Genomic DNA, 14,045 nt, shown 5'->3' on the forward strand with positions numbered 1-14,045 from the left:
CGGGTCTCGATACGCGTCGCCTGCGGCGGCGCTACTCGACCAGCGGGTAGCGGAGGGGCTGTGAGCCTCACGCGAGCTCGAGGTTCGCCATCATCCCCATGTCTTCGTGCTCCGCGTTGTGGCAGTGGAAGAGGTAGCGACCGCTCCAGCCCTCGAACCTCGTGATGATCTCGACCGCTTCACCCGGCCGCAGCGACACGGTGTCCTTGAGTCCGGTGTCATGCGGCAGCGGTTCGTGCCCGTTGCGTGTCAGGATGCGGAACCCGACAAGGTGCAGATGCACCGGGTGGTCCGCGTCGGCGATCAGCCGCCACACCTCGACATCGCCGAGGGCGGTCGTGACGTCGGGACGATCGGGGTCGAACGGCTTGCCGTCGATCAGCCAGCCCTGGCCGGAGCCCATGCGTCCTGCGCGGAAGGCGAAGTCGCGCACGGCAGAGGCATCCGATCGCCGCCACGTCGGCAGGTCGGTGGCGAGCGTGTGCGGAATCCGGCTGCCGTCGGTCGCAGCGCGCGCGACGCGGAACGCCATCACGTCCCTGGTGCGCCCGCTGCCGAGCGTGTTGACGAGCCTGACGCGGGAGCCGATCGGCATGCCCGTGAAATCGATGACCACGTCGTAGCGCTCAGCCGGGGCGATCGGAACGGCACTGAGCGTCACCGGCGTCGCGAGCAGACCCTGGTCGGCACCGATCTGCACCAGGTTCAGCTTGCGTCCGTCGTCGGTGATCGCCTCGAGGTTGTACTGCCTGGCGTTCGAGGCGTTCAGGATGCGCAGCCGATAGCGCGCCGCATCGACCTCGTGCACCGGCCACGGTGCGCCGTTGACCAGGATGACGTCGCCGAACACTCCGCCGACGTAGCGCTCCTCGACCCCCGGCCTGCTCTTCAGCGTCGGGTCGAGCGCTGGATAGGCGAGGTCGCCGTCGGCGGCGAACGCACGGTCCGTGATCATCAGGGGAAGCTCGCGGTCGCCAGCGGGCAGCCCGAGACTCTGCTCGTCATCGTCGCGGATGATGTGCATGCCGGCGAGGCCTCGCCAGATCGCCGGCGCGGTGAAGTCCATACGGTGATCGTGGTACCAGAGCTGGGTCGGGCGCTGCTGCGACGGGTACGTGTACTCGCGGTGCAGCCGCGTGACGACAGCGCGCGGGTCGTGCATGCCGCTCATGGCATCCATACCCGTCATGCCGTGCATGTCCGACATGTCGTGCATGCCGCTGGAGGCATTCGCTTCGCTGCCGGCGACTCCGCTCCAGCCGTGGGGGAGCACGAGGTCGGTCGGGTAGCCGTCGGAGCTTGCCGGTGTGTGCCCGCCGTGCAGATGCACGACCGTCGGCACAGGCAGCTCATTGCTGTGCTCGATGGTCACGGGCCGGCCGCGCCGTGCCTCAATGGTGGGTCCGGGAAAGGTGCCGTCATACGTCCACAATCGAGAACTCACACCGGGCAGGATCTGGGTGCGCACCTCGCGCTGCGTCAGCTCGTACCGGTCGACGCCGCCCGTTGTGCTCACCGGCTTCAGCACGGCGGGGATCGGCAGCGGAACCGTGTACGGACTCGGCAGCGGGACTCGGCTGATGAGCTGCGCCGACGTGCTCGCCGGTCTCGTGCCGAGGACGGCCGCGGTCGAGAATCCGGCCGCTGTCATCAGACCGAGCGATCCGCCGATGCCCAGCAGCTGACGTCTGGTCAGACCGCCACGATCACGCTCGCGCATCGCCGCTCTCCTGCTTCGCGATGGGGCGACGCCAGACCGTCACGAACTGCATGACGAGTGCGACGACGATCCCGACTCCGAGCGGGATGTGCAGCCACAGCGGACCGTGTTCTCCCACGTAGTACTGCAGGGTCTCGGCCACGGCGACGCCGATCGACATCGGGAGCGCCCAACGCACGCGTAGACGCACGAACACCACGATCGCGACGATCAGCTGTGCGTAGCCGAAACCCGTGACGACGTTCGCGCCCATCTCATGCCAACCCAACGCGTCGAAGTCACCGGAGAGGTACACCCCGGCGAACACCGGCTGCGCAACGACCGCGACCAGGTGCAGCGTGACGACTACGCGGAACACCCACCCGCTCGGCCAGGTGCGGGTTGCGGATGCCCGTATCGTCGTCACGGCTCGGCTGTCGGCTCGAGGTCGGTCACACCCTGGCCGGTGCGGAAGTCGAGCGGCACGGATGCCTGGTCGTGCACGATCAGCCACTCGCCGTCGATCTTGCGGAAGCAGAACGTTCCACGCACCCACATGCCGTCGGTCGTGGCGCCGTTCTTCAGTGTTCCGCTGATGCGGCCGAAGCCGTGGGCGAAGGCCACGACGTCTCCGACCTCGACCGCGAGGTCGCGGAGTTCGTAGCTCAACTCGTCGAACATCGCGAACGCGTTCACCCAGTTGCGCATCTTCGCGTCCCGTCCGACGTGCTGCAGCGGCGGCTCCACGTCGAAGGACACGACATCCGCCGAGTAGATGCGGCTGAGGGCATCCAGATCCTTTTCGTGGAGCTTCTGGATGAGTGCATCGATCTGGGCGCGGATCTGTGCCTCGTCGGCCGCGCGTCGGGCATCCGTCGGTGTCTGCTGTTGTGTGGTCATCGTTTCGTTCCTTCGTCTGGTGTGCGTCGTGCGGTAGCGGACAACGGATATGACACGCGTCGGAGCCGGAATGTCACGCCCGGTTCGTCGCGGCAGTGTTCTGGCGCGTAGCCCTGACCGCTTGCTGGGGCCGCGGACCGCCCTTGGGCCAGGGCAGAAGTCCGGGCCGACGGGACTCGATGCGGATCCTGCGTACGCTGAACCAGCTCGTGAACTCCTTGTACGCCACGCCGAGAGGGCCGGTCAGGCTCATGTTGGTCGAGCTGTCGTCCTTGTGAGCGAATTGGCGCACAGCCGCACGCCTTCCGAGGCTCACGCAGGATCCGGTCAGGGCGACGTCGAGGAGCTTCGGCTCGCTGCCGGCGACGCGGCTCAGCACCGTGTCGGCGGCCTGGGCGCCGAGCGGGCCGGCGGCCTGACAGCTCATGCGCACGGGGTGGCCGGACGGTGCCGCGGCGTCCCCGGTCGCCACGATCCGATCGTCGTCGACGCTCGTGAGCGTCTCATCGGTGAGCAGCCGGCCCAGGTCGTCGGTGGTCAAGCCGCTCGCCGCCGCCAGTTGCGGGGTGCCGAATCCCGTGGTCCAGATGGTCAGGGCGCTCGCGCGCACCGTTCCGTCATCGAGCACCACGGCGTCGGACCGCACCTCGGTCACCTTTTCGGACTCGAACACCCACACGTGATGCCGCTCGAGCCACGTCGAGATGTACCGACGGCTCGCCGCGCTGAACGACGCAGCGATCGCGCCCCCGCCGACGAGCGTCACCCGGTGTCCCTGCTCGGCGAGTTCGGCCGCCGTCTCGATGCCGGTCAAGCCGCCGCCGACCACGGTGATCGGGGCATCCTGCGGCAGCGTCTCGAGCGCGGCACGGATGCGTCGAGCAGACTCGAGTTCGGCGACGGATACGGCGAAGTCACGGGCGCCGGGCACCGACGACGGGATCGACCCGGTGCTGCCCACCGCGTAGATCGCGTAGTCGAAGTCGAGCGTGTCGCCGGATGCCAGGTGAACCGTGCGCGCGCGGGTGTCGATGCGCGTCGCCGTGTCGACGACGAGCCGCACGTCGTCGGCGAGGATCGTGTCGAAGCCGACGGTGGCATCCCTTGTGCCCGCGGCCAACTGGTGCAGACGAACGCGCTCGACGAACTCCGATCGGGGATTCACGAGTGTGATGTCGATGTCGTCGCCCAGCCGGAGGTGGTTCGCGGCAAGTGCCCCGGAGTAACCGCCGCCGATGACGACGACCTTGTGACGCTTGTTCTTCTCGGATGCCGTCATGACGACGTTCCCTTCGCTCGGTCGCCGTGTGCTTCGCGGCGTCTCACTACACCGACAGCACAACGTCGCCGAACGTCAGGAGATCGACCTGGCGAGGGTGGAACCTGACGAATCGGGCTGCTGTGCTGTCGTACCTATGAGGGAAGAATGCGTTCAGAGGGAGTCGACGAGATCATGACCACGAAGTCCGAGCCTGCGAAGTCCGAGAACGGCGGATCCGGACAGGGAGCTTCCGGCGACCGTGCGTCCGGGCACGGTGAGGACCGGCCTGATCGCGGCTCCAATGTCGTCGATGACACCAGGCGACAGCTGATCGGCCTGGCATATCGGCTGCTGGGCTCCCTGGCAGACGCCGAAGACGTCGTGCAGGAGGCGTACGAGCGCTGGTACGAGATGTCGCCGAAGGAACAGGATGCCATTCGATCGCCGGCCGCCTGGCTCACGACGGTGACCAGCCGGCTCTGTCTCAACGTGCTGTCGTCAGCCCGCGTGCGACACGAGAGCTACGTGGGGGAATGGATTCCCGAGCCCGTTCCCGGGTCGACCCAGTGGCTCACCGGACGGTCGGGCGGCGCCTCGGTCGACCCGGCCGATCGGGTCACGCTCGACGAGTCGATCAACATGGCGTTCCTCGTCGTGCTCGAGTCGTTGACACCCGCCGAGCGTGTGGCGTTCATTCTGCACGACGTGTTCTGCTACTCGTTCGGAGAGGTCGGCGAGATCGTCGGGCGCTCGCCGGGGGCGTGCCGTCAACTGGCCTCGTCGGCGCGCAAACGCATTCGCGATTCGCGGACGCCATCGGCGCCGACCGCCCAGCAGGCGAGCCTCGTCAGGGACTTCAAGGTGGCGTGGGAGGCAGGCGACATCGACGCCTTGGTCGGCCTGCTCGACCCGGACGTCACGGCGACCAGCGACGGAGGCGGACGCGTGAACACCGTGCTGCACCCGATCGAAGGCATCGATCAGATCGTCCGTTCGTTCGTGAAGCTGAAGGACGTCTTCCGCGACCTGATCATCTCGGAACGCACGGTCAACGGGCAGCCCGGTCTGATCGCCCAGCGCGATGGTGTCACGGTATCGGTGTATGCGTTCGAGGTGGAGGGAGATCGCATCAAGCGCATCTGGACGATCCGCAACCCCGAGAAGCTGAAGCCCTGGATGTGAGCATGGGCTACTCGACCGGCGAGAAGTCGATGATCCCCAGGCCCGGCTGGTCCGACATCGTGACGGTCTCTCCGTCGTAGCGGATGCCGCCCAGCACGGGCGACTCGCTCATCCACAATCCCGCATCGAGGTCGTGCGCCATGCCGGCCGCCGAGCCGTCGACCGCCGCAGCGACCGCAGCGGCCGCGGCGATGCCCACCTGGCTCTCCATCATGCAGCCGACGATCGTGGCGATGCCGGCGCTCGCGGCAAGGTCGCGCACGGCGAGCGCCTCGCGAATGCCGCCGGTCTTGGCGAGCTTGATATTGATCAGGTCGGCCGCGTGGCGGGCGATCACCTCGCGGGCGTCCCTGGTCGTCCAGACGCTCTCGTCGGCGAGCACCGGGGTGTCGACGTGCGCCGTCACGAACGCGAGGCCGTCGAGGTCGTCACGATGCACCGGCTGTTCGATGAGCTGGACCGCGAGGCCGAGGTCTTCCCACGCGCGGATGATGTCGACGGCCTGCTCGGGCATCCATCCCTGGTTCGCGTCGGCGCGCAGCGTGATCTCGCGGCCGACGGCATCCCGCACGGCACGCATGGCGGCGACGTCGTCCGCGCCGGCACCCACCTTGAGTTTCAAGGTGTGGAAGCCGGCATCCCGATGCCGGACGGCCGTCTCGACCAGCTCGTCGATGCCTGCGGCCTCCGCGACAGCCGACAGCGTCATGTCGGTGCGCACCCGGGCAGCGGATGCCCCGAGCAGCGCGTGCAGCGCGACTCCCGCCTGCTGCGCCGCGAGGTCGTAGATCGCGCAGTCCATCGCCATGCGGGCGGCGGAGTTGCGCACGGCTGAGCGCTCGAGGGCGAGACTCGCGCCGGCGGGATCGTCGATCGGCATCCCGACGACCGCCTCGCTCAGCGGACCCTCGACCGCGGCCGTCACACTCTCCGGGCTCTCGCCCGTAACACGCCAGCTCGTCGGCGCCTCGCCCCATCCGCTGCGACCGTCACGGTCGACGACTTCGACGAGCATGGCGTCGATCGATGTCGCGGTGCGAACGGCGGTGACGAACGGCCGCACCAATTGGACCGTTCTGCGGTGGAGCCGAACCTCGGCGATCGTCGTCATGGCACCTTCGTTTTCTGCGAGTCGGCAGGCGGGGATGTGTGCTGGTTGAACGTCACTCGAGGCCGAGACCGGCGGCGACGGCCGAATGGATGCGCGCCGCGCGTTCGGCGGACGTCCCGGCTGTCGCGTCGAGCAGCACAGTCTGTACCGCGGCGGCGCTGGCGCCCACGAACGCTCCGGCCAGGCCGGCGGCTTGGGCGGCATCCAACGCCGGGAATCGGGCGACCAGCGCGTCGCCGATCGCTTTGACGCCCTCGAGTTGGGCGAGTGCACCCCGCGCGCGCACGGCAGGCACGGAACCGACCAGCCGCAGCCGTAGGACGGCCCGTTCGTTCACGAGGTCCTCGTCCGAGTCGGTCGACGCTTCGTCAAGGGCACGAAGCAGAACGCGGGCGGGCTGCTCATCGTCGGCCGCCTCGCCGATGATCCGCACAGCGAGCTCGGTCCGGCCGTTGCCTGCGCCGAAGAGGAGCGCGTCTTTACCCGCGAAGTAGCCGAAGAACGTGCGCGTTCCGATGTCCGCCGCCGCCGCGATATCGGCCACGGTCGTCTCGTCGTAGCCCTTCGAGGCGAAGAGCTCGACTCCGGCCCTGATGATGCGCTCGCGGGTCTCGTTGCGTTTGCGCTCGCGCATCGGCTGCTGGGGTGCGGGTGCCGGTTGCTGCTTCACAGTGCAATTCTAGCATTCGTTGCTAGATTGCACTCGATGCGAACACGCATTGAGTGCAAAAATGTTGAGGAGACATGATGACACGCAGGGCGTTGATCTCAGGGGCCGGCATCGCCGGCTCGACCCTGGCCTGGCAGCTGGCAGGCAGAGGCTGGGACGTGACTGTCGTCGAGAAGGCGACCGGCCAGAGATCAAGCGGCAATCCGGTCGATGTACGAGACGACGCGTTGCGGATCGTCGAGGGAATGGGCGTCGGCGACCGCATCAGGGCGGCCGCAACGAGCGTGCAACGTCTCGTGCTGGTGGATCGTGACGGGCGTCGCGTGGCAGCGGTACCGGCATCCGCTGTCGGAGGGTCGAAGCAGAGCGTCGAGGTGCCGAGGGCGGAGCTCGCCGGCGTGCTGCTCGATGCGGCCGCGACCCGAGCCGACGTGCGATTCGACGATGCCATCGCCGCGATCGAGCAGTCTGCGACGGGCGTCACCGTCGAGTTCGAGTCCGGCGGCACCGGCGACTACGACCTGGTGGTCGGATCGGACGGCCAGCACTCGCGCGTGCGTGCGCTCGAGTTCGGCGCGGAGGAGCGATTCGCCCATCGCCTCGGCATGTTCGTCGGAACCGTCTCGGCGCCGGGCGCCGAGGTCGACCCCGCCGACATGGTCATGCTCGGTGTACCGGGAAGATCGTTCAGCCTGCACCCGTCGAACGGCATCCCGATCGGCGCCTTCATCTTTCACAGCGACCGCGAGTACGACCATCGCGACGCTGCGCAGCCCGCGCAGATCGTGACGCATGCCTACGCCGGCCTCGGATGGCGCGTGCCGGAGTTCGTCGAACGGTTCATCGCCGCCGATGACGTCTACTTCGACGCGGTGACGCAGATCAGGCTCGACTCGTGGTCGACGGGCCGGGTCGGGCTCCTCGGAGATGCAGCCTCATCGGTCTCACTGTTCGGCGACGGCTCCAGCCTCGCGATCGTCGGAGCGAGGACCTTGGCAGACGCCGTCGCCGCGCATCCCGATGATCCCGCAACGGCCTTCTCGGAGTACGAACGGCGGCACAGGATGCTCGTGGCACCGAAGCAGCGCGGCGTACGCACCGCCGCCGGCCAGGTGGTGCCGAGGACTGCCCTCGGGCTCGGCACCCGCAATCTCGTGCTGCGCATCATGCATATGACGCGAATGCAGAGCACCCCGCTGGTCGAGTAGCGCCGCCGATGGCGACGCGTGTCGAGACCCGGCTCGCACGCCGCGACAGGTTCAGTTCACGGCACCAAGATGCGCGGCGAGGAACGCGAACACCTGTGTGCGCACATCGGAGTGATCCAGCAGCTGGATGCCGTGATCCGACCCCGGCACGACGGTGAGGGTGCTCACGCCCGGAGGGGCTTCCTTCTGGAACTCCTCGTTCGACGAGGTGGAGTCGAACGGGTCGTGATCCGCCGTCACGAACAGCGTCGGGCAGCGCAGCTTCGCGGCGGACTTCGCCACGTCTTCGCCCTCCAGGTACTGCTCGGCCGAAAGCGCGACGAGCGCTTCGGGCGGAGTCTTCAACGCTGCGGCGGCGATGATCGAGGCCTTCGCACCCTGCGATCCGCCGAGAAGGGCCACTCTCTGCGCGCCGTGGGATCGCATCCACGACGTGATCGCTTCGGCGTTGTCGTCGGCGGGCCCCAGGTAGTCGTACAGCACCACCTCGTCTCCCTGCGCGACGAGCGTGTCGGCGAGGTCTTTCCAGCCGCAGAGGTCCTGACCGCTCTGGTTGGAGACGACGACGGCGCGGTGCGACGTACCGAGAATCTGCACGTCGATGCCGTCGACGGTGACCGCGCGAACGTGCTGTTCCTCGGCGAGGCAGGGTGCGACGGATGCCACAGGTGAAGACGTCGCGGCGGTCGTCGTCGCGACGTGCGGGCGCGCAGTGGCGGAGCATCCGTTCAGCGAGAGTGCTGAGATGCAGACGACGAGCATGGTGAGCATGCCGGCCTTGGCGCGCTTCATCCTCCGATGCTATTCCCGCCTCGCTACGTGATCGACAGGGGACGGTCGAGCGTGAATCACGGGGGAATCGGGCGATTCGTCCGCGCGGGGTGACCGTGGGCATCCGTCGTCAGCAGAATGGTGGGATGACGTTTCGTCGCGTTCGGCGACGGGAAGGCAGGGCACGATGACGAGCACGCAGACCGTGACGACAGGATCCGGCTACGACGACGCAGAGCTGCAGGCGAAAGCCCGCGACCACCTGTGGATGCACTTCGCCAGGCAGTCGGTGATGGAGGACGGCTCAGGCGTGCCCATCATCGTGCGCGGCGAGGGACACAAGATCTGGGACATCCAGGGCAGGGAGTACATCGACGGACTCGCCGGACTGTTCACGGTGAACGCCGGTCACGGCCGCAAGCGGCTGGCAGAGGTGGCCGCCAAGCAGGCGGAGCAGCTGGCGTTCTTCCCGATCTGGTCGTATGCGCATCCGTCGGCCATCGAACTTGCCGACCGGCTCGCCGGCTATGCGCCGGGCGACCTGAATCGCGTGTTCTTCACCACCGGTGGCGGCGAGGCCGTCGAGACGGCGTTCAAGCTCGCGAAGTACTACTGGAAGCTGCGCGGCAAGCCGACGAAGCACAAGGTGCTGTCGCGTTCCATCGCGTATCACGGCACGACGCAGGGAGCGCTTGCGCTGACAGGCATCCCCGAGATGAAGCAGATGTTCGAGCCGCTCACCCCAGGCGGGTTCCGGGTGCCAAACACCAATTTCTACCGTGCGGCCGAACACGGCGCTCCGGCAGACGATCTCGAGGCCTTCGGCCAGTGGGCCGCGAACCGCATAGCGGAGATGATCGAGTTCGAGGGCCCGGACACCGTCGCCGCGATCTTCCTCGAACCGGTGCAGAACGCTGGCGGATGTTTCCCTCCGCCTCCCGGATACTTCCAGCGCGTACGCGAGATCTGCGACGAGTACGACGTGCTGCTGGTCAGTGACGAGGTGATCTGCGCCTTCGGCCGCATCGGCAGCATGTTCGCGTGCGAGGAGCTCGGCTACCAGCCAGACATGATCACCTGTGCCAAGGCGATGACGAGCGGATACTCGCCCATCGGCGCCTGCATCGTCAGCGACAAGCTGTACGAGCCGTTCAAGCACGGCGAGGCATCCTTCCCGCACGGGTACACGTTCGGCGGGCATCCCGTCTCGGCGGCCGTTGCGCTGGAGAATCTCGACATCTTCGAGGAGGAACGCCTCAACGAGCATGTGCGCGAGAACTCACCGCTGTTCCGTGCGGAACTCGAGACGCTGCTCGACCTGCCGATCGTCGGCGACGTGCGCGGCGCGGGCTACTTCTTCGGCATCGAGCTGGTGAAGGACAAGAAGACGAAGGAGACGTTCAACGACGAGGAGTCCGAGCGTCTGCTGCGCGGATTCCTGTCGAAGGCGCTCTACGACGCCGGGCTGTACTGCCGAGCGGATGACCGTGGAGACCCCGTCATCCAGCTGTCGCCGCCACTGACCATCGGGCCTACCGAGTTCGCGCAGATCCGCGAGATTCTGCACGGCGTGCTGACGGAGGCGTCGAACCGGCTGTAGTCCAACCGCACGCCCCCGTTCCGGTCGCGCAAATTGGGATAGTTGCACTCCGATTCCAACAATTTTCGCGACTGGGACGGGAACGGCGGGGTGGATGGGGAGAACTTCTGCGGCGTCTCCTCGTTCGATGGGACCGTCGGTCCATGGGAGCCGAACGTGGTCTTCCGCCGGAGCTCGGCGGGACCTTCAGTGTGGCGCGTGCGCTGCGTATGGGAATTTCCTACGAGCGCCTCAGAGCGGCGGATCTCGCACGCCCCTTTCACGGTGTGCGACGGCCTACAGGGGAGGCGTATTCCGACGACGACATCGATCCCTACGAGCGGCAGCGCCGATCCCGCATCGTTCGAGCTCGCGAGTACCTGCCGCGGATGCATCCCGATCATTTCTTCAGCCACGAGACTGCGGTATCGATCTATCGCGGCCCGCTCCCCCTGACGTTCACAGAGCTGAACGACCTCGTGCTGGGTGCCGAACTCGGGTTACATGTGAGCGCCGTCGGCCCGGTCGCATTGCCGAGGACGGCTGGCGTCGTGCGCCATCGTGCGCACTCGGGTGTCGTTGTCACAAAGCGCGATGGGTTGCGTGTCACGTCGGCGGCGTCCACGTGGGCGAGCCTCGGAGCGCTGTCCTTGCCCGATTCGATCGCCCTCGGCGACTTCTTCTGCCGCGCGTGGCGGACGGGATTCGGGCGGCCGAACGCCGGAAGGCCGCCACTGGCGACCGTCGCCGATTTGCGGGCCGCGCTCGCGACCGGACGCAGGAGGGGCGCGCCGACTCTGCGCGCCGCGATCGAGCTGATTCGTGAAGATTCCTGGTCGCCGAGGGAATCGCGCGTGAGGTACGAGCTGGTGAGCGCAGGCCTTCCTGAGCCCGAGTTGAACGTGGATGTCTTCGACGAATCGGGCCGATTCCAGGGCTGTGTCGACATGCTCTACCGTCGGCAGCGCGTGATCGTCGAATACCACGGGATGCTCCACCGCGACACGTGGGCGGCCGACGTCGAACGCATCGCTGCGTTCCGCGACGCGGGATGGACCGTGATCGAGGTGACGACGACGTTGCTCGCGAACCCGACGGAGCTCGTGCGAAGAGTGTCGAAAGCCCTGGCTCGTCGCTGAAGCAGCCCCGCCTCGCTTCTCCGTTCCGGTCGCGAAACTTGGTGGCAGACGAAGCCCGATGCCACAGATTTCGAGACCGGAATCGAGAAGAGGGATTACAACCGCTTGCGCATCACCCAGCGCTCGCGGCCGCCGCTGTGCGCCGTCGTCTTGACGGCACGCTCGAATCCGGATGCCTCGAACAGCGACGTGGTGCCGACGTAGCCCGAGATGATGTCGACGCGACCGCCGCCTGGAGCGTCCACCTCGATCGGATACCCCTCGATCACGGCCGCCCCGTGGTCGCGCGCGTGACGCACCGCGCCGTCGAGAAGCGTGTGCATGAGGCCCTGGCCGCGATACGGGGGACGCACGACGAAGCAGACGGTGCTCCAGGCATCCTGATCGTCGACGAACGGGATCGTGCGCGAGTTCATCAGGCGGCGATAGGTGGAGCGCGGCGCGACGGAGCACCATCCGGCCGGCTCGCCATCGACGTACGCGAGAACGCCTGGGCCGGGCTCGGACTCGCATTCGGCCTTCATGTATGCGCCGCGCGCGTCGCCGGGAACGCTGGTGTCGCGGTAGGACATGCACCAGCATCCGTTGCCGCCGGGCTTCTTCACGCCGACGACCTCGTAGAAGCCGTCCCAGTGACCGGTGGCGGCAACCACCTCGATGTCGGCGCCTTCCAGCGCGATGCGCTTCACCACGCTTCGAGCGTACGTGCGGCCACCGACTCTCGACCGCTTGCGAGCCTCCGATTGCAACCACTTCGTGCAACCGCAGCCAGTTCAGCCGGCTGCACTTGCACGAAGTGGCTGCGGTCGGGGGCGGGTCGGTCGGCGGGGCGGGTCAGTCGGCCAGCAGGGAGTCGATGAGTCCCGGGAATCGATCGTCGAGCTCGGCCCGCCGCAGCTGGATGTCGTGCTGGCGCCCGTTCACGAGCCAGCGGATGAGCCCTGCCTCGCGCAGTGTCTTGAAGTGGTGAGACAGCGTGGACTTCTGCACGTCGAAGCCCCACGTGTCGCGGGACTTGGGCTGAGGCTTGCCGTCGGCGATGCGCCGCACGATCTCGAGGCGGATCGGATCGGCGACGGCACGCAGCACATCGATGAGCTGAACGTCGGCCATGTCGGGAACCGGATAGTTCTCGACGTTCCAGTGCTCGGGATCGACGTCTGACGGATGCTCGTTCGTCGCTGCGGTCTCCTCGGCCACGTGATCCTCCGAAAAAATAGTTTGACGAACATCGAACCATCGGTCTACGTTGACCGTATGACCGTCATCGAACAATCATATCGCGGTTCGACCGTTCGACTGCTACTTCTCGGGTTGTCCATGTTCATCGTGGGCACCAACGCGTTCGTCATCGCGGGACTGCTGCCGCAGATCGCCCACGATCTCGGCGCCGGCCAGGCTGCCGTCAGCTACTCCATCACCGTCTACTCGCTTGTCGTGGCGGTGGCATCGCCCATCGTGTCGATCGTCATGTCCCGGGTGCCCCGCGGCATGCTGATGGCCGGCGGCGCGCTGCTCTTCGCGGCTGGCGCTGCCATCGCGGCATCGAGCGACACGCTCGCGCTCTTCGTCATCGGACGACTCGTCGCCGCACTCGGTGGGGCAGCGCTCGTGCCGACTGCCGCGGCAGTCGCCACCGGCCTGGTGCCGCCCGAGCGACGAGGCCGGGCTCTCGCGGTCGTCGGCGGCGGTTTCACGCTCGCCGTCGCGATCGGCTCACCCCTCGGCACCGAACTCGGCAGCCTCTCCGACTGGCGGGTGCCGATGTGGTGCCTCGTCGCCATCGGCTTGCTGGTCACCGTGGCGATTCCGTTGCTGTTCCGCGGCATGCCGACTCCGGCGAGTGTTCCGCTGCGACGCAGGCTCGCGCCGCTTGCCGATCTTCGAGTGCTCGCGACCCTCGGAGCGGCGCTGTTCGTGACCACCGGATTCAACGTGGTTTACATCTTCTCGGCCGAGGTGGCGCACGTGGCCACGGGCGGCTCCGGCGCGCTGCTCGCCGTGCTGCTGCTGGTCTACGGGGTGGCGGGCATCCTGGGCAATGCCGCTGCCGGACCGCTCACCGACCGGGTCGGAAGCCGCACCACAGCCGTCATCGGCCTCGGAGTGCAGATCGTCGTACTGCTGGCGCTGGCTGTTCTCGCGTGGTCGTTCGCGGCATCCGTCGTCGTGTTCTTCGTCTGGGGCGCGGTCGCTGCGGCGTTGAGCATTCCGGTGCAGCACAGGCTCGTCGCCATCGAACCGAGCCAGGCGCCTGTCACTCTCGCGTGGTTCTCGACGGCGATGTACCTCGGCATCGCGATCGCCCCGCCGCTCGGCAACGCGTCGATCGCCATCGCCGGGGCGTGGCTCGTGCCTGTCACCGGTGCCGTCGTGAGTGCCCTTGCATTGACGCTGTTCCTCGTCGGTTACGCCAGGCGACGGATGCCCGCCACGGCGACCCCGGTCGCACCCGGCACCGCATCGGGCGAGCCCGGCGAGCGGGTGGTCGCCGGCTGAGGCAGAACGCCCTCGGCGAACACGGC

The 14,045-nt window shown here is 67.5% G+C and carries 14 protein-coding genes; 5 read left to right on the forward strand and 9 right to left on the reverse strand.

Annotation, left to right across the window (positions count from 1 at the left end; genetic code table 11):
• Positions 1 to 67 precede the first annotated feature (67 nt).
• From MJ603_RS16265 to MJ603_RS16280, 4 genes are all read right to left on the reverse strand, one after another.
• Entirely contained in the window at positions 68 to 1,720 is a 1,653-nt protein-coding gene (locus MJ603_RS16265) for a multicopper oxidase family protein (protein ID WP_243064802.1), read from the reverse strand.
• A complete protein-coding gene (locus MJ603_RS16270; RefSeq protein ID WP_243064803.1) occupies positions 1,707 to 2,126 on the reverse strand; it encodes a hypothetical protein in 420 nt (139 codons plus the stop codon). Before MJ603_RS16270 ends, MJ603_RS16265 begins: the two co-directional genes overlap by 14 nt.
• Positions 2,123 to 2,599 (reverse strand): nuclear transport factor 2 family protein, encoded by a 477-nt coding sequence (locus MJ603_RS16275; RefSeq protein ID WP_243064804.1) that lies wholly within the window; start codon positions 2,597 to 2,599, stop codon positions 2,123 to 2,125. The genes MJ603_RS16270 and MJ603_RS16275 overlap by 4 nt, the downstream gene beginning before the upstream one ends.
• Before the next feature lie 73 nt (positions 2,600 to 2,672).
• Positions 2,673 to 3,878 carry an NAD(P)/FAD-dependent oxidoreductase gene (locus MJ603_RS16280; protein WP_243064805.1) on the reverse strand — a complete coding sequence of 402 codons (1,206 nt, stop codon included), beginning with the start codon at positions 3,876 to 3,878 and terminating at the stop codon, positions 2,673 to 2,675.
• Between the two features lie 147 nt (positions 3,879 to 4,025).
• Here MJ603_RS16280 and sigJ point away from each other — a divergent pair, with 147 nt between their 5' ends.
• On the forward strand, positions 4,026 to 5,042 hold the full coding sequence (gene sigJ, locus MJ603_RS16285; RefSeq protein ID WP_243064806.1) for an RNA polymerase sigma factor SigJ: 1,017 nt from the start codon (positions 4,026 to 4,028) through the stop codon (positions 5,040 to 5,042).
• A 7-nt stretch (positions 5,043 to 5,049) separates the two neighbouring features.
• Here sigJ and MJ603_RS16290 read toward each other — a convergent pair whose 3' ends face one another.
• Both MJ603_RS16290 and MJ603_RS16295 read right to left on the reverse strand, forming a co-directional pair.
• Complete coding sequence (locus MJ603_RS16290) at positions 5,050 to 6,153, reverse strand: dipeptide epimerase (RefSeq protein WP_243064807.1); 1,104 nt, start codon at positions 6,151 to 6,153, stop codon at positions 5,050 to 5,052.
• 52 nt (positions 6,154 to 6,205) lie between these two features.
• The gene (locus tag MJ603_RS16295) at positions 6,206 to 6,823 is read right to left on the reverse strand and encodes a TetR/AcrR family transcriptional regulator (RefSeq protein WP_243064808.1); all 618 of its coding nucleotides are present in this window, start codon (positions 6,821 to 6,823) and stop codon (positions 6,206 to 6,208) included.
• 74 nt (positions 6,824 to 6,897) lie between these two features.
• Between MJ603_RS16295 and MJ603_RS16300 the strand changes: the two genes are divergently transcribed.
• A complete protein-coding gene (locus tag MJ603_RS16300) occupies positions 6,898 to 8,031 on the forward strand; it encodes an FAD-dependent oxidoreductase (protein ID WP_243064809.1) in 1,134 nt (377 codons plus the stop codon).
• 51 nt (positions 8,032 to 8,082) lie between these two features.
• Here the strand turns inward: MJ603_RS16300 and MJ603_RS16305 are convergent, their stop codons facing one another.
• Positions 8,083 to 8,823, reverse strand: coding sequence for an alpha/beta fold hydrolase (locus tag MJ603_RS16305; protein ID WP_243064810.1), 741 nt, complete (start codon positions 8,821 to 8,823; stop codon positions 8,083 to 8,085).
• Positions 8,824 to 8,989: 166 nt separating this feature from the next.
• Between MJ603_RS16305 and MJ603_RS16310 the strand changes: the two genes are divergently transcribed.
• Positions 8,990 to 10,402, forward strand: a complete 1,413-nt coding sequence (locus tag MJ603_RS16310; protein ID WP_243064811.1) for an aspartate aminotransferase family protein — start codon at positions 8,990 to 8,992, stop codon at positions 10,400 to 10,402.
• Positions 10,403 to 10,545: 143 nt separating this feature from the next.
• Positions 10,546 to 11,520 (forward strand): DUF559 domain-containing protein, encoded by a 975-nt coding sequence (locus MJ603_RS16315; RefSeq protein ID WP_243064812.1) that lies wholly within the window; start codon positions 10,546 to 10,548, stop codon positions 11,518 to 11,520.
• Between the two features lie 95 nt (positions 11,521 to 11,615).
• Here MJ603_RS16315 and MJ603_RS16320 read toward each other — a convergent pair whose 3' ends face one another.
• On the reverse strand, positions 11,616 to 12,212 hold the full coding sequence (locus MJ603_RS16320) for a GNAT family N-acetyltransferase (protein ID WP_243064813.1): 597 nt from the start codon (positions 12,210 to 12,212) through the stop codon (positions 11,616 to 11,618).
• 142 nt (positions 12,213 to 12,354) lie between these two features.
• Entirely contained in the window at positions 12,355 to 12,720 is a 366-nt protein-coding gene (locus MJ603_RS16325; protein ID WP_243064814.1) for a helix-turn-helix transcriptional regulator, read from the reverse strand.
• Positions 12,721 to 12,777: 57 nt separating this feature from the next.
• Here MJ603_RS16325 and MJ603_RS16330 point away from each other — a divergent pair, with 57 nt between their 5' ends.
• Positions 12,778 to 14,019, forward strand: a complete 1,242-nt coding sequence (locus tag MJ603_RS16330) for an MFS transporter (protein WP_243064815.1) — start codon at positions 12,778 to 12,780, stop codon at positions 14,017 to 14,019.
• The last annotated feature ends 26 nt before the right edge of the window (positions 14,020 to 14,045 follow it).

The sequence above is a fragment of the Humibacter sp. RRB41 genome (assembly GCF_022761015.1).
Lineage (GTDB): Bacteria > Actinomycetota > Actinomycetes > Actinomycetales > Microbacteriaceae > Humibacter.